The organism is Arthrobacter sp. B6 (genome assembly GCF_001663775.1).
In the GTDB taxonomy this organism is placed as follows: Bacteria; Actinomycetota; Actinomycetes; order Actinomycetales; family Micrococcaceae; genus Arthrobacter.
The window spans coordinates 635206-654742 of the sequence record NZ_KV467169.1 but is presented as its reverse complement, the minus strand read 5'-3'; the positions used below and the strand labels follow the sequence as shown (position 1 = coordinate 654742).

Annotated in this window: 17 protein-coding genes; 5 read left to right on the top strand and 12 right to left on the bottom strand. The window is 61.0% G+C overall.

What is annotated here, in order from left to right; translation table 11 throughout:
* Nucleotides 1-5 precede the first annotated feature (5 nt).
* From AU175_RS17690 to AU175_RS17655, 8 genes are read right to left on the bottom strand one after another with little or no spacing between them, the layout of a single operon-like run.
* Entirely contained in the window at nt 6-1976 is a 1971-nt protein-coding gene (locus tag AU175_RS17690; RefSeq protein WP_066292710.1) for a DUF6541 family protein, read from the bottom strand.
* A gap of 8 nt (nt 1977-1984) precedes the next feature.
* Nucleotides 1985-2848 (bottom strand): glucose-1-phosphate thymidylyltransferase RfbA, encoded by an 864-nt coding sequence (rfbA, locus tag AU175_RS17685; protein WP_066292707.1) that lies wholly within the window; start codon nt 2846-2848, stop codon nt 1985-1987.
* Between the two features lie 60 nt (nt 2849-2908).
* On the bottom strand, nt 2909-3850 hold the full coding sequence (locus AU175_RS17680) for a glycosyltransferase (RefSeq protein ID WP_066292704.1): 942 nt from the start codon (nt 3848-3850) through the stop codon (nt 2909-2911).
* Nucleotides 3834-4721: a glycosyltransferase family 2 protein gene (locus AU175_RS17675; RefSeq protein WP_066292702.1), complete on the bottom strand. Its 888-nt coding sequence runs from the start codon at nt 4719-4721 to the stop codon at nt 3834-3836. Before AU175_RS17675 ends, AU175_RS17680 begins: the two co-directional genes overlap by 17 nt.
* 13 nt (nt 4722-4734) lie before the next feature.
* The gene (locus tag AU175_RS17670; protein ID WP_066292700.1) at nt 4735-5118 is read right to left on the bottom strand and encodes a DUF2304 domain-containing protein; all 384 of its coding nucleotides are present in this window, start codon (nt 5116-5118) and stop codon (nt 4735-4737) included.
* Nucleotides 5112-5870 carry a glycosyltransferase family 2 protein gene (locus AU175_RS17665; RefSeq protein WP_066292698.1) on the bottom strand — a complete coding sequence of 253 codons (759 nt, stop codon included), beginning with the start codon at nt 5868-5870 and terminating at the stop codon, nt 5112-5114. Before AU175_RS17665 ends, AU175_RS17670 begins: the two co-directional genes overlap by 7 nt.
* Before the next feature lie 14 nt (nt 5871-5884).
* A complete protein-coding gene (locus tag AU175_RS17660) occupies nt 5885-6811 on the bottom strand; it encodes a glycosyltransferase (protein WP_066292697.1) in 927 nt (308 codons plus the stop codon).
* Nucleotides 6812-6821: 10 nt separating this feature from the next.
* Entirely contained in the window at nt 6822-8060 is a 1239-nt protein-coding gene (locus AU175_RS17655; RefSeq protein WP_066292695.1) for a polysaccharide biosynthesis protein, read from the bottom strand.
* A gap of 88 nt (nt 8061-8148) precedes the next feature.
* On the opposite strand from AU175_RS17655, the gene AU175_RS17650 reads away from it, so the two are divergent.
* From AU175_RS17650 to AU175_RS17640, 3 genes are read left to right on the top strand one after another with little or no spacing between them, the layout of a single operon-like run.
* On the top strand, nt 8149-8910 hold the full coding sequence (locus AU175_RS17650; RefSeq protein ID WP_066294415.1) for a glycosyltransferase: 762 nt from the start codon (nt 8149-8151) through the stop codon (nt 8908-8910).
* Between the two features lie 25 nt (nt 8911-8935).
* On the top strand, nt 8936-9934 hold the full coding sequence (gene rfbB / locus AU175_RS17645; protein ID WP_066292692.1) for a dTDP-glucose 4,6-dehydratase: 999 nt from the start codon (nt 8936-8938) through the stop codon (nt 9932-9934).
* 5 nt (nt 9935-9939) lie between these two features.
* The gene (locus tag AU175_RS17640) at nt 9940-11346 is read left to right on the top strand and encodes a sugar nucleotide-binding protein (protein ID WP_066292690.1); all 1407 of its coding nucleotides are present in this window, start codon (nt 9940-9942) and stop codon (nt 11344-11346) included.
* Between the two features lie 99 nt (nt 11347-11445).
* Here AU175_RS17640 and AU175_RS17635 read toward each other — a convergent pair whose 3' ends face one another.
* Nucleotides 11446-13068 carry a DUF2142 domain-containing protein gene (locus AU175_RS17635; RefSeq protein ID WP_197497174.1) on the bottom strand — a complete coding sequence of 541 codons (1623 nt, stop codon included), beginning with the start codon at nt 13066-13068 and terminating at the stop codon, nt 11446-11448.
* 57 nt (nt 13069-13125) lie between these two features.
* Nucleotides 13126-14190, bottom strand: a complete 1065-nt coding sequence (locus tag AU175_RS17630; RefSeq protein WP_082979273.1) for a substrate-binding domain-containing protein — start codon at nt 14188-14190, stop codon at nt 13126-13128.
* 152 nt (nt 14191-14342) lie between these two features.
* Between AU175_RS17630 and AU175_RS17625 the strand changes: the two genes are divergently transcribed.
* Entirely contained in the window at nt 14343-15665 is a 1323-nt protein-coding gene (locus AU175_RS17625; RefSeq protein ID WP_066292685.1) for a hypothetical protein, read from the top strand.
* Nucleotides 15666-15713: 48 nt separating this feature from the next.
* On the opposite strand, the gene AU175_RS17620 is transcribed toward AU175_RS17625, so the two are convergent.
* Nucleotides 15714-17585: a DUF7657 domain-containing protein gene (locus AU175_RS17620; protein ID WP_156642463.1), complete on the bottom strand. Its 1872-nt coding sequence runs from the start codon at nt 17583-17585 to the stop codon at nt 15714-15716.
* 399 nt (nt 17586-17984) lie between these two features.
* Between AU175_RS17620 and AU175_RS17615 the strand changes: the two genes are divergently transcribed.
* Nucleotides 17985-18419: a GtrA family protein gene (locus tag AU175_RS17615; protein WP_231938645.1), complete on the top strand. Its 435-nt coding sequence runs from the start codon at nt 17985-17987 to the stop codon at nt 18417-18419.
* 295 nt (nt 18420-18714) lie between these two features.
* Here AU175_RS17615 and AU175_RS17610 read toward each other — a convergent pair.
* The coding region (locus AU175_RS17610) for an FG-GAP repeat domain-containing protein (protein WP_231938644.1) at nt 18715-19537 on the bottom strand (823 nt) is incomplete at its 5' end.

The window sequence follows — 19537 nt, the reverse complement described above, 5'->3', positions numbered from 1 at the left end:
CCCGGTCAGCTGCCACAGGCGGTGATGCGGTAAAGCGTGGCCTCGCCCTGGCTGTCCACCAGCTGCACACCCGGATTCCGGTCCAGGTGCCTGAGCCCGGCCGGAGTGTGGCTTCCGCCATGGACTTCCTTGGAGCCGAAGTCGAGGACGTAGAAGGCGTTTGCACTCCTGACCGCGCTGCAAACGTCAGGGTCAGTGTCTACGGCGCCGAGGTCGTTGTAGATCTCCTGCAGTTCAGGGGACACGTAACTGAGGATGTGCATCTGCGCGGCCTTCCGGTCACCGATCGCGTAGGAAAGTGCTGCTCCGGTGTAGGGATTTCCCAGCAGGACAGCATCGGCCGGCACTGTCTCCGGTAGCCGCTCCATGAGTTCCAGTTCGTCCTTCGACACAAGCGGTGAATCGTCGTTGATGGCGTAGCGCGTCGACGCCAGGGCAACCTCGTGCTGCACGCCACCCTGTTGTCCCAACGCAACGGCAGCCACGGAGAGGACGCCAATGCCGGCGATCCGGAGCAAACGCAGTCTGCCCGCGGGGTCAGGAAGCCGCTGGAAGACTCTCCTGACCGGGCGCGGCGACAGGCCTGTCCGTAGTTTGGCGTCCGCCCAGTTCACGCCGATGGCCACCAGGAGCACGGCAGCCACGGGAAGCAGGGCGGCGACGCGGTAACTGTCGTTGTACCAGACACCAGCGAGGAAGTTTCTGATCGGCGAGATCGGAAACCCTGAAACAACCACGAAGATCGCAGAGAAAATGAGGAAGGCAGTTCCGGCCCAGGCGAAGCTTTGGTTCCTCCTGAAGCAGGACCAGAGACCGAGGAGTGCCAAAGGTGCCACAAGCCACGCAGGGGCGAGTCCCATGGGTGCGAGAAAGAGGGCCTCACCCAGAGCCTGGGGGACCGTGTGATAGGGACCCCAGAATGAGGCCTCCTCGGGTGGCCTCAGGAAGAGCCACAGGGCCAGGAAAACAAGGCAGTATCCAACAACCCCGGCCGCGTAGAGGTTGAACTGCCGCCTGTTGGCGCTCCGGTCATTCCAGAGCCGCGGGGCCGACTTATAAACGCAGAAGCCGACCATCGGAAGCGTCCACACAAGCCAGGCCATAAAGGTCGTCGGATGGGACACAACGAGGCCTGCGAGGCTCAGGAGCAGAGCCAGGACTGCCGGCATGCCCCATCCCTGCGTCGTTGCGGCTCCTGTGATCCGGGCGGCAAGGGCGATGCTTGCCGGGAGGATGCTGATCGCGAGCAGGTTCGGATAAAGCACACCGAAGTCCATCATCAACAGCGGGAAGGCGCCCAACGAGGCGCAGGCGATGCCGGCGGCAATTGTTGCGGCCGACCGGCGTCCCGCGATCCAGGTTGTCATCAGGAGGCAGCTCAGGGGCCAAAAGACCGATGCCAGGACGATGCTGGTGACGTTCACGGCGACGGGCACGTCCGCACCCGTGGTTGAGGCTACAAAAGTCGCTACCGCGTTCCACCCTGCCGGATAAAAACCTCCTCCGGTCATGGCGCCGATGGTCAAGGATGACGCCTGGCCCGTGTCCAGCGCGAACCGGACGGAGTTGAGATGGAATACGGCGTCGTAGGTCTGCGAGATGGATCCCGGAGCCCCGATGACCTGCGCGGTCCTCCACGCCAGCAGCACGGCGGCGATTGTCACCGCCGCGAAGGGTGCCGACCGAGCTGTGGCCGAGGAGCTTGTACGCGTCGGCTCCTGCTCCGGCTGGAGCCGGCCAAGGAAGAATCCTGCGGCGGCAAACAAAGCCGTCGCGACGCCGACAGGCAGGACGCCGAATGGCACTCCTAGGAACGGGGCGCCGGTTGCAGTGATGACCAGGATGCCGACGGACAGCGCGGGTGCGAGGGCTATGGCGTCAAAGGACCTGAAACGCAGTGCAAGGGCGACGACGAGGCCAGGAACCAGCAGCAGGAGTGCAGCGAGGAGGATTTGCGGAAGGACGGGCAACCACATCTGGCTTGCTACGGCTCGAGCAAGCCGAGGAGGTACGCTCCGTAGCCGCTCTTGACCAACGGCTCAGCCCTTTCGCGGAGCTCATTGTCGGTCAGGAAGCCCTGCCGCCACGCTATCTCCTCGGGGGCACCGATCTTCAGCCCTTGCCGGTTTTCCACAGTCCGGATGAAGTTGGAAGCGTCGTTGAGGTCGTTGAAGGTTCCGGTGTCCAGCCACGCTGTGCCGCGGGGGAGGATCTCGACGCGCAGCTTCCCCGACTCCAGGTAGGTGCGGTTCACGTCGGTGATTTCGAGTTCGCCCCTGGGCGAAGGCTTGAGGTTCTTGGAAATTTCCACGACGTCGTTGTCGTAGAAGTAAAGACCAGGCACGGCATAATGGGATTTCGGCTTGGCCGGCTTCTCTTCCAGCGAGATGGCCTTCCCATCGCCGTCGAATTCCACAACGCCATAGGCCTTGGGGTCTTTGACCCAGTAACCGAACACGGCGCCGCCTTCGATGTCGGCGTGCTTGCGAAGCTGTGTTCCCATGCCCTGGCCGTAGAAGATGTTGTCTCCCAGGACAAGGGCAACCGTTTCACCACCGATGTGCTCTTCACCGAGAATAAATGCCTGAGCGAGTCCGTCCGGAGACGGCTGCTGGACATAGGTCAGGCTGATGCCGAACTGGGACCCGTCACCGAGCAGGCGCTGAAACTGCTCTGCGTCGTGGGGAGTGGTGATAACCAGGATGTCCCGGATGCCCGCAAGGATAAGCGTTGACAGCGGGTAGTAAATCATCGGCTTGTCGTACACAGGGACGAGCTGTTTGCTGATGCCGTGCGTGATGGGGTGAAGACGTGAGCCGGTTCCGCCGGCAAGGATTATTCCGCGCATGGACTATATCCTTCCCTACGGTCTTCACTCAGCAAAACCGGCACAGCGGCTGTCGGAGCGTCATGCTTCGGGTTTTTTGCCCGTACGTCCGCGGAGACCATCGTTGAGCCCGGCCAGGACCGCCGTCAGCCTGGCGAGCCGTCCTGGGGCCAGCGCCGTAACGACAGCAAGATGCCGCAAATCTGCCCAGTAGCCGGCCGCAACCCACACGGGATGTCGCCGAGCGTAACGGCGCGAGACCAATATTCTGTTCCTGAAAATGTAGTAATAGCGCCAGGTGGCCGCGATCCGGACCTTCAGGGCACCGCCTGGCAGCGGGATCGGTCGGCCGAAAATCCGGGCCTCGACGAAGGTCCCCAGCGAATGGTCGAACTCAGCGTCGGCAAGAATTGTCGGAAGGCCGGCATCCAGCGCGCGGAGATAGAACTCCGTGTCTACTAGGTCAATGAACAACTCTGCCCGGAAATCGCCGAGGCGATCCAGGGCCGCCATGCTGACCAATAGCCCGGACTGGATCGGCTCCTTGCCCAACACAATGCCGTGTCGGGTCCCGCCGGACATGACGGGGTTGCCGTGGATCCTGGCAGGGCCGACAAGCCCCGGAACTATACCTTTCGCCAGCGCAGCGGCTTCCGCCTCGAGAAGCGACGCCACGTAACCCGCCGGAAGCACAGAATCCTGATCCACCGTAAGCACATGCGTGATTCCACTGATTTTCCGCGCCCGGTGAACCCCTGCGTTCAGGGCTGCGCCGATCCCGGAGTTATCAGTCAAGGTGACGAGGTCGGCACCGGTTGCGGCTACATCCGAAAAGATACTTTCAAAACCGGGCCCGCTGCCGTCGTCGACCACGATGACTGTCCGGGCCTGCGCCAATAGCGCTTTAACGTTGCCTACAAGCTGGGGTGACGGGCGGAACGCCGTCACCACGCAGGCGACGGCGGAACGGCGTCCTGGCGTGCCCGGCTCCAGAGGTCTTTGCGCTTTATTTTCCGATGGCATGGCTCACCAAAGTCTTTAGTGTGTCGACGCGCCGGTGACGGACCGCCAACGGTATGAACAGCAAGGCGTGCGCCCGGGATGTCAGCCGGAGCCGGGCGGCTCGACTTGCTTTGCGCCAGCCTTTCCGGTCACAAAGCCGCGATGCGAGTTCGAAGTAGTCCCGTTCGCCGTCGAAGCGTGATCCATCAAGGAGCTTGGCAGATGATGCACTGCTGGTGTGCCGTCGGTAAGCAAAACTGACCTCAGGTTCGATGAGCAGCACTGCCCCGGCCAGAACCATGTCCATCACCAGGGCCAGATCCTGGATGACAGGGAAACCATCCCGGAAGTCAAAGTCGCGGATCCTCTCGCGCCGGAACGCCAGGGAGGGCCAATAGAGCCAGTCACCATGGAGGAGGCTGACTGCCAGAGGCTCGCCGGCGACCATTCGGGGACCGCAACCTTGGGGCTTAACGACGTGCTGCTTTACGAAGTCGGTCAGTGGTTTCGCTGGTTGGTCAGTCTCGTCTATGACCTGGACGCCGGGTTGGATGATCCAGGCTTCTGGATGCTCGGCGGCAGCCCGCAGGACTACGTCGACGAAGTTGGGCAGGAGTAGATCATCGCACCCCATGATGACAAGGGTTTCCTGTGTTGCCAGCGAAACGCACGTCCGGAAATTCTCCGTGATGCCCTGGTTGACTTCCTTGCGGATATAGGTGATGCGCCGGTCGTCGAATGCTTCGACGTAGCGCCGCACTTCATCGCCCGGGTAGGCATCATCAACAACGGTCAGCAGCCAGTCTCCGCTGTCCTGAGCGAGGACGCTGTCTACCGCCTTTTTCATGTAGTCAACGTCACCCCAGTATGGAATGAAAATGTCCAATGCCATTCGCTGAGCTTCCTTACTGGGAGCTGGGCGAATTTGCGTGATCGCCGTTGTGCGCTGCTGCTGCGGGCCGCTCTTCGATAAGGGCCCGCAGGATTGCGACCTCTTCGGCCAGTGCTCTGGTTTCGTCCTCGACGACAGAAATCTCCCACGACAGGTGCAGGCAGACCCCAAGCAGAAGAAGGATGCTGATGATGAAAAGCAGGTTGGACGGAAGCTGCACACCGGCCAGCTCTGTGACGATCGTCAGGAGCCGGGGAAAAGCGGCCAGCACTAAGGTCCCGACGCCCACAATCAGCCAGAGGGCAGCGTACTTTTCGCGGAGTTTCTTCCGCCGCAGCATCTCGAAGACCACGCCGACTATAGCTAGGGAAAGAATAAACGCAGCCACATTTAGCATGCCGCCGGCTCCTGACTGCTCACACTGCTGGCTTGAATGGTGGATCTCTTTCGTGTCAGCGCAAAAAGGAGGGCGAATACGGAGCGGCCGAGATAGATCGCAGCCTTGAGCGGGTTGTGGCTGGGGGTTCCACCCTGGCGAGGCCGCATCGCGACCGGAATCTGCGTTACTGTGCAGCCGGACCGGACGGCTACAACGAGGGAATCGATGGTGTCACCCAGATACTCTGCCGGGTAATGGTCAAGGTACTGATTGATAGCGCGCTCATTGGCGGCCCTGAAGCCCGACGTCACGTCCGTCAAACGTGTTTTGGCAAGTCCGGAGATCACGCGGGCGAGGAACTGCATGGCCCACTTGCGGGGACCTTTCACTGCATAATCACCGCGGTCGGCGAAGCGTGCACCAATTGAAATGTCGGCATGCTCCAAACCTGCCAGAACCTCTTCGATGTTGCGGGGGTCATGCTGTCCGTCCGCATCAACTTGGATGACCCGGCGGTAGCCACGGCGCTGCGCGTATTTGAACCCGGCGCGCATGGCGCCGCCCACGCCAAGATTAAAGGGCAGATTGAGAACGGTCGCTCCGGCGTTGGCAGCCAGCACGGCGGTGTCGTCTTTGGAGCCGTCGTTAACCACGAGGACGTCATAGGGTCGTTCTACGGCCAGAACCTCGCGGACTGTATTTCCCACAGACTCGGCTTCGTTCCACGCGGGCATGATGATGAGGACCCGGGTGGACTTATCGTTATTCATAGGTCTCCAATATATCAACGGGCCGAAACCCGGTTGACTAGCTCTTGGCTGATGCGGCCTTGCTTCCCCCTGCAGGAGTCCAGGAAACCCTCCCACGCGGCGATGGCCAGGTATTTCCGGTCCGGGCTGAACGAGAATCGCAGAAGCTGCGCCTTGGACTCCTCCACCGAGCGGCGGAGTATCCACGCGGGGCTCGTGCGCCAGTACCTCCGCACCAGCGTGGTGCCGTTCCGCATGATGTAGTACATCCTGAATGGCGAATAATAGTTGAACGACACTTCGAAGCCCCGCAAACGAACCGGCCTTCCCCATACCTTCGCCGGGATGCGTGCGCCCAGGTGGTGCCCTACTTCGCAGCCTTTGCCGACCAACACGTGGTAACCGGCCGCCCTCGCCCGGGCCGTGAACTCCGAGTCTACGCAGTCGATGAAGAATCCGGCATCGAAGTTGCCGATCGCCGCGAGTGTGGAGGACGGAATAACGAATCCGGACTGCATCGGATCAAATGCTTCCGGAAAGCCATTACTAAGCCCCTGGGTTGGCACCAGATGGCCACTGAAGGATTCGGGGCAGACAAAACCCACCTTCAGGCCCGACTTTGATGCCTGGTCGTAAGTGGTAAGCGCGCGTGAAACGTAATCTTTGACGGGCAGGGAATCCTGATCGAAGGTGAGGACGAAGTCCGGTGCCACGGACAGCTCCACTATGCCGCGGTTAAGGGCGGCGGCGATGCCTGAGTTGCCGGGCTGGTGGAACACCGGGATCCCCTGCTCCCGCAGTTTCTCGAAGATTTCCGGAGCGGTGGAGGAGGTACTTGCATCGTCCACGACGACGAGCTCGTCCACCTGCTGGCTGATGGCCGTTGCATTACCGAGGAGGTCATCGTCGGGATTAAATGCAGCTATGACGGCTGCAACGCGCCGGTTTTCTCGTTCAGTCACGGTGAAGATCCTACCCTTCGCCGTTTGCGGGCTGTGCCCGAGCGGGCAGGAGCGCCATTGCGGGCATCAGCAGGCCGGCCATGAGGATGGCCTCGCTGACGGCCATGCCAAGGGCGACTCCCGGGACATTGCCCGCCAGGCCGGCCGACACCATCATCACGATTCCGCACACGGCCGACAGCCCTGTCCAGATCAGGACAGTGCGTTGGCGTCCTGCGGGAATGAGGATGTTGCGGATGAACGGGGTCGATGCAGACAGGAAGAAAAAGGAAACACCATAGAAGAACGACGTAATCGTGTCCGCCCTCAAAGCCTCACCAAAGATCAGGCCGGATACCCATGGACCGAAGATAGTGAGGAATGCTGCCCCAAGTACACCGAGCAGAAGGTGAGCGTATACGGCCGTGAGGTGTCGGCGGCGAGGATCGGCTGCGCCGGGCTCGAGCGTCCAGCCTTGGAAGGTGTTTCCGACGGCGACGATGCTGAAGAGTCCAAGCCTGTAAATGTTGTCAGCGGAGGAGAACCCTGCCGTGGCCGTCGCGGATGGTACCGTGGCGGTCGCGATCGGGACAGGAGATGACGCATAGGCACTGCCGGAAAAGCTGATGGCCGCCACGCCGGTGCTTGGCAGTATCTCGCGGATGACTTTCACGGGGTTTCGGGGAATCCATGAGGCTGCCTCTCCGAACCGCCGGTGGAAGGCTGCCAGGGCCGCGCCGGTGGTGACGATTGAAACGGCTCCATACAGCCAGACGTCACCTGTGACGATGATCAGCGGGGCGCTCACGACCGCCGCCAGGAACCGGGGGACTGTGTCATAGATTGCCAGGATGCGGGGTTTGCCGGCCCCGATCCCGTACCAGGCCGGAGAAAAGCCTGTCAGGGCGGTCGCCCACGCCATCGTTACCGCGTCGAGTCGGAAGCCCTCATGGGCGATGACTGATACAAGGAGCGTCATCAGTGGGAAGACCGCCGCCGCGATGACGAGGCGGGTACGCATGCTCCTGGAGTAGATGGCTGCCCGGTCATGTTCGCCCGCACTCCGCGCAATATCCACAGGGCCCGAAATGTTCCAGCTCCAGAGGATCATGGTCGCTGCAAAAACCCCGACCGCCTGGCCCGCGGTAATGCTTGACCAGCCGGGAGGACCAACCACCCGCGACACCACCGGGAGGAGGAGGAACGGCAACACCAAGGCCAAAAGGGGAAGCAGGGTGAAGCCGGCCAGCCGGAGCACTACTGATTTCATTCGCAGTTCGGTCCTAGGGCTGGAGGGCTTGACTGTTCGATGATACGTGATCGTTTGACCCCGACCCGCGTCACCTAGAGTGGTCATCATGAACGATTCGACGCCGCCGGGAGGGCGGAAGATCCGCGTCAGTGTATGCATGGCCACTTATAAAGGTGAGCCATTTGTCCAGGAGCAACTTGAGTCCATCCTCGCGCAGCTCGGCCCGGACGACGAAGTGGTAGTCGTTGACGATTCCTCCCCGGACGGAACGGCGTCGGTTGTGGAAGGCATCGGCGATGCGCGCGTCAGGTTGGTCAAAGCTACCAGCAACAAGGGCTACGTCCGTACGTTCGAACACGCCGTCGGACTAAGCAGGGGGGAGTTCATTTTCCTGTCCGACCAGGATGACGTCTGGATTCCTGGCCGAGTGGAGCTGATGCTCAAGGCACTCTCGACCCACCTCGTGGTAGCAAGCAACTTCGATATGCACGGGTCGGCGCCGCGTCCGTGGATTCCACGGCTCCGGTCCTCCGACTCCGGACGGCACCTGGCCAACCTGGCTGCCATCCTCGTGGGTTACCGCGCCTACTACGGCTGCGGCATGGCTTTTCGGCGGGAAGCCCTGGGCTACTTCGTTCCGGTACCTGCCTATGTGCGCGAATCGCACGACCTCTGGCTGGCCATTTGCGGCAACGTGGCAGGATCCATCGCACATCTTGATGAGTCGACCATTTACCGGCGGATCCACGCTGAAAACCAAACTCCGGCCGGATTCCGTTCCCTGCCGAAAATCTTCACCGCGCGTGTCATGTTACTTCGCCTTATGGCTGTGGCCGCTGTCCGAAAGCGCAATCTCGCCAAGGCTTGATGCCCGCATTCGGTAGGCTGGGAACATGCAAAAATTCCTGGTTACCGGCGGTGCCGGCTTTATTGGTTCGAATTTTGTCCACTACGTGCTGGAGAATACGGACAACCACGTCACGGTGCTGGACAAGCTGACCTACGCTGGCAACGTCGCATCCCTGGAGGGGCTGCCGGAGGACCGTTTCACGCTTGTCCAGGGTGATATTGCCGACGCTTCCGTGGTGGACGGGCTCGTGGCTGACACCAATGTGGTGGTCCACTACGCGGCCGAGTCGCACAACGACAACTCGCTGCATGACCCCCGGCCGTTCCTGGATACGAACATCATCGGCACGTACACGCTGATTGAGGCGGCCCGGAAGCACAACAAGCGCTTCCACCACATCTCCACCGACGAGGTGTACGGCGATTTGGAGCTCGATGACCCGGAGCGCTTCACGGAGCAGACCCCGTACAACCCGTCCAGCCCGTACTCGTCCACGAAGGCCGGCTCGGACCTGCTGGTCCGTGCCTGGGTGCGTTCCTTCGGGCTGCAGGCGACCATCAGCAACTGCTCGAACAACTACGGCCCGTACCAGCACGTGGAGAAGTTCATCCCGCGCCAGATCACCAACGTGATCGACGGGATCCGCCCCAAGCTGTACGGCAAGGGCGAGAACGTCCGGGACTGGATCCACGCGAACGACCATTCCTCGGCGGTGCTGGCCATCATTGCCAAGGGCAGGATCGGCGAGACTTACCTGATCGGCGCCGACGGGGAGAAGAACAACAAGGACGTCGTGGAGCTCATCCTCAAGCACATGGGCCAGGCCCCGGACGCCTACGACCACGTCGTGGACCGGCCCGGCCACGACCTGCGGTACGCCATCGACTCCACGAAGCTCCGCGACGAACTCGGCTGGCAGCCGCAGTTCTCCAACTTCGACGCCGGCATCGAGGACACCATCGCCTGGTACCGGGACAACGAGGACTGGTGGCGGCCGCAGAAGGCCCAGACCGAGGCCAAATACAAAGAACAGGGCCAGTAAAAACGATGACCATCGAGTTCTCGAAGAAGCTGACCGCGCACGCAACGCCGATCCCCGGCGTCGTCCTGTACGACCTGCCTGTCCACGGTGACAACCGCGGATGGTTCAAGGAAAACTGGCAACGGGAAAAGATGGTGGCTTTGGGGCTGCCTGATTTCCGCCCCGTGCAGAACAACATCTCGTTCAATGAAAAAGCCGGAACGACCCGTGGAATCCACGCAGAACCCTGGGACAAGTTCATCTCCGTAGCCACGGGCAAGATCTTCGGCGCCTGGGTGGACCTCCGCGAAGGCGCGTCCTTTGGCGCCGTCTTCACTGCCGAACTCGATCCAAGCCAGGCCATTTTCATTCCGAGGGGGGTGGGCAACGCCTTCCAGACGCTGGAGGACAATACGGCCTACACGTACCTTGTCAACGACCATTGGTCAGCCGACGCGCAGGGCCAGTACACGTTCCTGAACCTCGCCGACGAAACAGCGGCGGTTGCGTGGCCGATTCCGCTGGAGCAGGCGGAGCTGTCGGATAAGGACAGGGCCCATCCCCGGCTTGGGGACGTGGTGCCGATGCCAGCGAAAAAAATTCTCGTTTTGGGCGCGGACGGCCAGTTGGGCAAGGCACTGCGCGAGCAGTACGACGGCGACACATCGGTTGAGTTCGCCGCCCGCGGGGACTTCGATCTCACCAATGTCGACGCATACTCTCAGAAGAATTGGAAGAACTACTCAACCGTTATCAATGCTGCCGCATACACCGCTGTGGACCAGGCGGAGACGGCGGAGGGGAGGGCAGCGGCCTGGGCCATAAACGTGACCGCGGTGGCGCAACTGGCACGGGTCGCCGTCGAACATGATCTGACCCTGGTCCACATTTCGTCGGACTATGTCTTTGATGGTGAACAGGACATCCACGACGAAAGCGAGCCTTTGTCTCCCCTGGGGGTTTACGGCCAAAGCAAAGCTGCGGGAGACGCCGTCGTCAGCGTTGTACCCAAGCACTACATCGTGCGGACCAGTTGGGTCATCGGTGAGGGCAACAATTTCGTGCGGACCATGGCGTCCCTGGCTGCCCGTGGCATCAAACCGTCTGTCGTGAACGACCAAACAGGGCGGTTGACCTTTACACAGGACATTGCCGCGGGCATCAACCATCTCCTTGACAGCGCGGCCCCTTACGGGACGTACAATCTCAGCAACGATGGCGAACCTCAGACCTGGGCAGACATTGCTGCCGACGTCTACGAACTGACCGGTGCGGAACGGGACGCTGTGACGGGCGTAAGCACTGCCGAGTATTTCAACGGGAAAAGCGCTGCCCCACGGCCGCTCAACAGTCTCCTGGACCTCAGCAGGCTGAAGGCTTCCGGTTTCCATCCGCAACCTGCCGAAAAGAGGCTCCGCGAGTACTTGTCCTAAGGGCTCGGCGAGGCGTTCCTGAACTGCCGCCGGGTGTGGTCCCTCTGATCGGGGACTGCACCCGGCATTTTCGTGCTGTAGCGCGAGTGTCTGGCAGCGCTAGGGCCTGGGAGCCATGTCCCTTACCGCGGCTTGACGCTTCCGGACAGGCACTTTCACCAGCCGGTGCCCCGGATAGAGGTATCCATACAGCCCCTGAGCCGCCACAGCCAGCACGAGGGTGTACAGAACTGTGATGCCCAGCCAGCCCAGTGGAGGCTGCCAGCTCGGATGCGTAAGCATCGTCTGCCACGTGCTGATGTCGATGATTCCGACGACGTAGCGGCGCAGGACGTACAGGAAAGAAAGCACGTGGGCGGCCACACCTGAAATGACCAGCACCCGCGTAATTGCCCGGCCCTTGCTGCCTACAGGAAATGAGTGGGTCCGCAGAGCAAGGCCGGCTGAAACCAACACGATCAGCAGCAGTGGCAGGTTGTACCGCCCCTGCCAGAAGAAGCCCACCGTGGCTACCAGCGACGCCTGGAGAGCGGCGGGGACCATTGCGAGTGACCCGAGCGCAAACACGACACCCCAGAGCACCTTTCGCGGCCGGGACAATGCCGCCAGCAGGAGAATGCCGATGAAGAGCATGCTCCAGAACGCAATGGCGGCCTGCGGGACCGGGGTGTCCAGCCAGCCAACGACGCCTACATACTGTGGGATGAAGTCGAAGGTTCGGTCCAGCATGGTGAGAAAGGCCCGGTACGGCGCCACGCCTGGATCCGGATTGGCTATGCCCTCGGGTGCAGTGCCGCTGGACGGCGGCGCGTTCATGCCAACCAAAGTCCATACCAGGCCGAGCGCCACACCGCCGGCACCGACACCCATCGCCACCAGGACGTAGCGGTTCCGGATCAGCCGTTTGACGTCGCTCCACCTGTAGAACAGGCAGGCGGTTACGACGGCGATGAGAAGCCAGACCAAGGACACGGACCGGGTATTGGCCAGGACGGCTGTGGCAACACCGACGGTGGCAATAGCCGGAAGCATGCGTCCCAGCCGGGCCGAATTGTCCAGGGCGGCCAGGAGGCCGCAAAACGCGGCCAGCGTTGCGGCGATTTCTATTGAGTTCGGATTTATGCCGGACGAAAGAAAGAGAACCATTGGTGTGACTCCAAGGGCCGCTGCGACGGTCGGCCATTTCGGCTTGCGGAGCCGCCTGAGTGACATGAACGCTGCGGCGTAGAACAACGCCGACGCGATGACACTGACAATCCGCATGGCGTAGATGTTGGCGGCACCAGTCATGAACAGGCTCGGCAACCCCACTATCCAGTAGTACAGGGGGTTATAAGTACCAGCCGACGTGACGCCGATCGCGTCAAACGTGTCTTCGGCGGGGATCTCAGGAGCGCAGTCGGCTGTGCGGTCCCGGTAGAACGCAAAGCATTTCTGTGCCTCCAAATTGGCGATCTGCGACGGAACCTGGACATGTACGCCGTTTCCGAAGGACTGCCCGGGCTCGACCCCGACCTGACCCCGTACCACAGCGGCCGCCCGGATCGTGTGCGACGGCTCGTCGGGGTAGGCCATGAGGGGAGTGGCGAGCGCCCAGATAGCACCCAAGGCAGCAAACAGAAGGAAGTACCCGAGGTAATTACCCTGAAAGGCCGGACGCAGCACCTTCGGAAGGCCTTTGCCCAGCCGCGGAGTCCCTACCGCAGGTGAAAAATCCAACATGCTGCTCCGTTTGTTTGATCCGTGGGTGGACGGCTCCGCGTTCCTGAGACTCATCCGCTAGGAAACCGATCCAATGGTGGCAGCGAGTTCCCGTGATGCTTCGAGTGCTGCTTCGTTCGGAGAATGGATTCCGGCATAGATCCGTGCCTTTGTCTGCCCGGGTTCGCTGACGACGAATTCGGCCCACGACCTCACCAACGTGGCGAGTGTGTCGTTCTTATAGTCTGAACAAAAGACCTGATAGTTGACAGTGGCGAGCTGGTAGCCGTTACCGGAGCCCATGGTGACAGTCACCCCGTGCGGATCCGCGACAACCACACTTTGGGCAATTGCCTGACTTATTGGATCTGCGCTGAGCGACGCGTATTCGCCGCTGAATTTTAGCGACATGGTGTTGAAGCGGGTGCCTATGTCGCCCATCTTCATAAAGGCAATGGTCCCGAAGTTATCGTCGACTTCCTGGCCGATGTCGCCTTCCGTTTCCACTTTGGCACCCGGTATATCAAGGGGCCATTCACGGGACGGCGGGCTGGTCCAGGACCCCTCGCCGTCTTTCGAGAGGTAACTGCTCGCGGCGAAAGCCAGCGGGGTAGGTTCCTCCGGAGTCACCGGGATAATTTCGTCGTCCGGTAATTCCGCAGCGGGGTTTAGGGACTGGATCCGTGTGTCGTTCCACTTCCGGATGCTGCCGGAGAATATTCCCGCGAGAGCAGGTGCGTCCAGTTTCAGGCCCCGCGTCGCCCCCAGGTTGTACGCGACTCCGATCGGAGTGATTGAGGTCGGAATCGAGAAGGCGCCCTGTGCGCCGCATGCCTTCTTCGACTCTGCTGCCTGATGTTCCGTTAACGGCGTGTCACTTGTTGCCACATAGGTATTCCCCTTGAGGAGGGCCTGGATGCCAACGTCCTGCCCATCCGGCGAGAAGTTCACTGAAGCACCATTGTATTGAGCAGACCACTCGTTGCCCCAAGTGTTGATCGCTGTGTGCTGGGCCCCGCTGCCGACGATGATCAGTGCACCGCGAACGGTGTCAGGTCGTGACGGGGAGGAGCATCCGGCCAGCAGGATAAGGCAGCAAAGGATTGCTAGTAAGGGGCACCGTCCCGACCGGCGAGAATTCACAGAGCATTTCCTTCATCTGGTTCTTGGGCGCAGACCAATATCGTCGATCCGTCCTCACTAGACTAGCGTTGCTGACGCACCCAGCCGGAATCGTGCCAGGCGGCAGCCGCATGCCGGCGCCGGACGCATTCCCCACAATTTTTAGGAGAACTTTGAAGTTCCAGTTGAGCGGCTTGTTTTCAAAGCTCTCGATCAAGGCCTTGCCCGGGCGGACTGCGGCAGGTGTCCTCGGGGTTCTGGCCGTCGCAGTCCTCGCCTTCATGCGGATGCCGCCTTCTGCCCGCGACGTCGTGTGGGCGGAGGACGGAGGCATTTTTCTTCGGGACGCTATGGCGCGCAAGGGCCTCTTGGATATCTTCGCCCCGTACGACGGTTACCTGCACGTTGTGCCGCGACTGGCAGCCAAGACGGTGGTCCGCTTTTTCGCTGTTGACGATTACGCGCTCGCCATGAATTTTCTCAGCTGCGTTGTGGTCGCCATGGTTGCACTGCTGGTGTTCTACTGCTCGAAGGCCGTGACCTCCAACGTCTACGCCAGGCTGGGATGGGCCTCGATCACGGTACTGGTGGCTCCGGCACCACTTGAGACGCTTGCAAATTTTGCCAACATTCATTCCTATTTTCTTTGGCTCATGCCTTGGCTTCTCCTAAAGCCGGCCACGTCACGGCTGTCGGGAGTGGTGCTCTTTTCAGCGGCGCTGCTTGGAGCCTTGACGGAAATAGTCACCGCACTCTTCATTCCTCTTTTTGCCCTCAGGTTCAGGGACAAGGCCATGTGGCCGGCTCGGAGCGGGCTCGTAATTGGCCTTGTTTTCCAGGCCGTCGCGACCATGTCGAACCCGCGGTCCCACCCGGAGGGTCACCCGCTGAGCTTTCCTTCGATGGTTGTGGGTTGGTTTCTGAACAGCTCCTCTGCAGTTGTGTACGGGAATTCAACGCAGATTATTGCCAACATACAAAACTTTGCGGCCTGGCCGGCGATTCTTGCCGCCGTGCCTTTCGCGCTTGCCGCGGTCCTTGTTGCCTGGAAGGGAACTACGGAGCAACGGCAGCTTGCTGCTGTTTTCCTGCTGTCGTCCATCGCAGTGTGGAGCGCTACCCAGGTCGTGAACTTCCAGGAATACTTCGACTATGCGGCCTTCGACGACGAAAGGTGGGAGAAGTTCTTCCTTTCCCGTTACTCAACGGTGCCGTCCATGTTCGTCCTGGCCCTGCTGCCGTTGGCGGCGCTGTGTGACCGAAGTAAAACCCGGCATCTCGCCGCCGCGGCCTTCTCTGTGTTCCTGGTGCTTCAGTGCATCTACTTCTTTCCCCAGAACACGGCCCGGAACGAAGGCCCTGAATGGCGGACGGGCGTAAGCGCCGCACGCGAGGCGTGCCGCAGCGATCCGGCCCTTGCTGCTGCGGCAGTTGACGTCGCCCCGAATCAGTGGTTGGCCGGAGGGCTGAGGGTCGAGTGTGCCCTTCTGCGGTAGGCGGGTGCGTGTCGCCCCTTAGCGGTGATGGCGGACGGAACTTTGCGGTTATGACACTTTGTAGACGAACATCTCTTGTCCGGACCAAGTGAGCGTGCGCTCGGGCTGCAGGCATTCGGCGTTGAGGGGATGTGTTGAGGCTATTCCCTGCAGGTTGGGTATGCGCTCTTTGAGATCGCAGGGATCCGCGCGGACGATGGCTGAGTCCGATCCGTTATTGCCGAAGAACATCGGCAGTCCTGTCGCCCACTGGAAGTAGATGAAGCCGCCGCCCCGATTCCACTCGTTGACGTGGGTGGCTTCCGGGTCGAGCTTCATCCATTCTTCCCTGTTCGGTCCCGAACGCTGCAAGCCGCTCAACGAAGGAACGCCGTTGGCCAGCATGACGGTGTCAAATGCGGGGAGGTCTGACGCCCATACGCCGTCGGTTGCAGCTGCCGATGTAGCTTCAGCGCGCAAGTAGGAAGCGGTTTCAGACGCCCTGAGGTCGCCCAGGCCGAAGAGGAGGGGGTTGGTGCCGATGACCGGGAGTGCCGCCAGCAGCGAAATCAGGACCAGAGGCCAGATCTTGCCGGGAAAATTCGTCACGCAGAAAATGCTTACGGTGACTGCAACGGCGACAACAGCAATGAACGGTTCATTGATGATTGGAAGGTATGACTGCTGAAGCGCGGAGGCCGCGTAGGCGGTGACGAGACCGCAGGACATTCCTGCGACGGCTGAAAGCCGCCAATTGGGTTTGGCCGGCAGCCGGGACAACAGAAGGCACACGAGGACGGCCCCCAGGATTCCGCAGACCTGTGCAGCCCGTGCAGGCTGGACGTAATTCAGAAGGGGAATGGCCGCGCCCCGGTCACCGAAATTAATGGTGCACCAGGCCAGCCACACAAGCCCGAATGCCGAAACGACCAAGATGACGACATTGTCACGCAGCGGTCCAAACTTCTTGATGGCTACCAGCAGCAAAGCTGCCCAGACGAAAGTGATCGTGAAGGCTGTAGACAGTTCGCTTTCGTTGCTGCCCACCGGAGTCATGTCGCGAAGCGGGCCAAGGGCAGGCGCACCGAACAGCATGGCCAGTGCCTGTGCTGCACCCGTTGACCGGCGGGATCCTGGGTACACAGTTTCCAGCAGTGCCGAAATGCCACTCCGGTTTTCCCACAATGTTCCTGCTGCGAAAATCAGCGCCACTGATCCGGCCCCTCCCAGGGCCAGGATCTTTGGCCGCCATTGCCCCCTGTAGGCCAGAATCCAGGCTGCGCTGGCTGCCAGCATCGGGAGGCCAAGAACGATGGACCAGGGGATGTAGAAGCTCGGAAGGCCTGCAAGCAGAAGCCCCGACGCCACGCACAGCGCAACAGGGACTAGGCGCTGTTGGAGCATGAAGCGGCGGTGGGCGGATAGGAGCAGACTGCATCCGACGATGGTGTATGCGATGAGCTGGATGGGCATCATGGTCCACCAGGATGCTGCAGGTGACAGGGCGATAAGGAACGCCGCCAGCCACCCCCACCGGCGTTCTGCCCCTACCTGGGCGAACCACTTCGGCAGAAACAGGAAAAGGAGGAGGGCCGGGAGCCACCAGTGCGCGGCGAACACCATGGTGTCCGGGAGGAAGGACGCTGTCCGCAGCAGGGTGGAGTCGAAGAACACGAATGTTTCAAAGAATCCCCCCGACGGATAACGGTGTACCAGATTGGCGGCTGCGGACAGGATACTGGTGGTAGGCGCACCGCCGGTGGCCATGATCGACAGCACGATTGGTGAGAAGGCGTTATATTCGTCCGCCCGAATTGATGACGCTTCGCCGAGCTGCAGGCCTAAAGGATTGCCTGGATCCTGGCGCAGGGTGGGCATCCCGATAGAGGAAGTGGTGGCTCCGCAAACCACGACAATCAAATAGGCGACGATAACTGCCAACTTAAGAGAATTATCGTGGAGCCACGCCCACGCAATAGCCTTCCTCCAATATCGGGTGAGATATGAAGAAGGTGCCGATATCGTTGTCAATCTTTAGTCCTAAGTGAATTGTCGCAGGGCGTGCGTGGTGTGGGCGGCCCGCTGGCTGATCCATTTCGTGGACCCCCGAGACAGGAGCCTCTGTATGCTAGCGTATACTGGAGGTTCGGCATGCCATGACGGTGGCTGGCCTGGCGGGACGGTGCGTGTGTGTTTGACTGCCATGCAGCCGCCACAGCAACGTGTTAGAGTCCGCTCTTGTTCTCCTTGAGCCGCAAAATTGAGTGGTCACGCCTTATTGGGCCAGCATTTAGAGGCCGGCACATAAAGCCAAATACCCATTGGAAGCTAAGAGGATAAGTGCTTAGAAGGCATTCGAAGATCGTACTGAACAATGAGATTGCCAGATTCATAATCGTCGGCGGCATTTCTTTTGCCATAGATCTCGGTCTTCTGATGCTCCTCCATGAGGTTTTTGGAGTTGAGCTTTGGCTGGCGACGCCAATCGCGTTCCTTACCAGCCTGGCATTCAACTTTGCCCTCCAGCGCATTTTTACCTTCAGGGCGAAAAACGGCACAAGCGTCAGCTTCCTCAAATATTGCCTGCTGGTGGTTTTCAATACTTTTGCCGTTGACGTAATCGTTAATCTTATTGATTGGCTGGGTGCGGGCTACCAAATCGGGAAAGTTGTTTCCACGATCATGATTACGGCTTGGAACTTCCTGCTATACAAGCATTGGATCTTCCGTGGCACTCCGGCCGAGAAAAGTGACAGCGAAGAAGTAACTGCCTGATTCTGTACACGCCTGCCCTGTTCGTGTCCCGGTGAACGCGTTTCAGATGCGCCAAGTTCCCCAGCCGTAACGACTGAAGCAGTGGCACGATGCAGTCGCCGCCCTGCAGGCTTACTCCGACCACGCGGCACCGGCAGACGACCCTGGACTCGAACACTTCCGCGGGACTCCTCTCGGCTTCCGCAGCCCCGCCACGCATGCCATGCACGACTCCGGCGTTGCCCCCCGAATGCGCTCATCGTGAAGAGCCGGTACGGTTCCCGTCTCCAGTTGACCGTGCCCGCGATGCGCTGACCTAGAGACTTCCCGCGGCTCTGGCGCCGAGGTATCCGTCGGTGCGCATGCCGTCTCCGGCGTAGAACCAGAGGCTTCCGTCGGCCTTTCGGCCTACGAGGTCGGCCTTTCCGTCGCTGTTGTTGTCTCCCGCGCCGACGATCTGGTCATAGATGGTCCAGCCGGTGCCGATCTGGCGTGCGGTTCGGTAGGTTCCGTTGCCCTCTCCGGCGTAGAACCAGAGGCTGCCGTGGGGGTGCCGTGCCAGGAGGTCGGGTTTGCCGTCGGAGTCGAAGTCACCGGTGCTGACGAACTGGTCGTAGATTTGCCAGCCTGTACCTATTTTTTGTCCCGTCTTGTAGCCGCCGGTTCCATCGCCGGCGTAGGACCACAGGCCGCCGTCGGGGTGGCGTGTCACCAGGTCCGGGACGCCGTCGCTGTTGGAGTCTCCGGCGCTGACGATGTGGTCGAAGATCTGCCATCCGCTGCCGACCTGGCGTGCGGATTCGTAGTTGCCTCTTCCGTCGCCGGCATAGAACCACAGGGTGCCGTCGGTGCGCCGGGCGAGGAGGTCCCTGCGTCCGTCGCGGTTGGAGTCGCCCCCCCCGACGATCCTGTCGTAGATGTTCCAGCCGGTGCCGATGACGCGGCCTGTTTGGTAGCCGCCCGCACCGTTTCCGGCGTAGAACCACAAGGAACCGTCCGAATGGCGGGTCACCAGATCCGGCTTCCCCTCACTGTCAGAATCCCCGACCTGCGTTAGGGTGTTGAAAATATTCCACCCGGAACCTACCTGCTGAGCGTGCAGGTATCCGTCGGTGCGCATGCCTTCTCCGGCGTAAACA

Excerpts from the sequence above, each read along its gene's own strand:
- AU175_RS17650 (WP_066294415.1), top strand. The coding sequence starts at position 8,149 with ATGAACGATTCGACGCCGCCGGGAGGGCGGAAGATCCGCGTCAGTGTA.
- AU175_RS17665 (WP_066292698.1), bottom strand. The coding sequence starts at position 5,870 with ATGAATAACGATAAGTCCACCCGGGTCCTCATCATCATGCCCGCGTGG.
- AU175_RS17640 (WP_066292690.1), top strand. The coding sequence starts at position 9,940 with ATGACCATCGAGTTCTCGAAGAAGCTGACCGCGCACGCAACGCCGATC.
- rfbB (WP_066292692.1), top strand. The coding sequence starts at position 8,936 with ATGCAAAAATTCCTGGTTACCGGCGGTGCCGGCTTTATTGGTTCGAAT.
- AU175_RS17670 (WP_066292700.1), bottom strand. The coding sequence starts at position 5,118 with ATGCTAAATGTGGCTGCGTTTATTCTTTCCCTAGCTATAGTCGGCGTG.
- AU175_RS17690 (WP_066292710.1), bottom strand. The coding sequence starts at position 1,976 with ATGTGGTTGCCCGTCCTTCCGCAAATCCTCCTCGCTGCACTCCTGCTG.
- rfbA (WP_066292707.1), bottom strand. The coding sequence starts at position 2,848 with ATGCGCGGAATAATCCTTGCCGGCGGAACCGGCTCACGTCTTCACCCC.
- AU175_RS17675 (WP_066292702.1), bottom strand. The coding sequence starts at position 4,721 with ATGGCATTGGACATTTTCATTCCATACTGGGGTGACGTTGACTACATG.
- AU175_RS17655 (WP_066292695.1), bottom strand. The coding sequence starts at position 8,060 with ATGAAATCAGTAGTGCTCCGGCTGGCCGGCTTCACCCTGCTTCCCCTT.
- AU175_RS17635 (WP_197497174.1), bottom strand. The coding sequence starts at position 13,068 with ATGTTGGATTTTTCACCTGCGGTAGGGACTCCGCGGCTGGGCAAAGGC.
- AU175_RS17680 (WP_066292704.1), bottom strand. The coding sequence starts at position 3,850 with ATGCCATCGGAAAATAAAGCGCAAAGACCTCTGGAGCCGGGCACGCCA.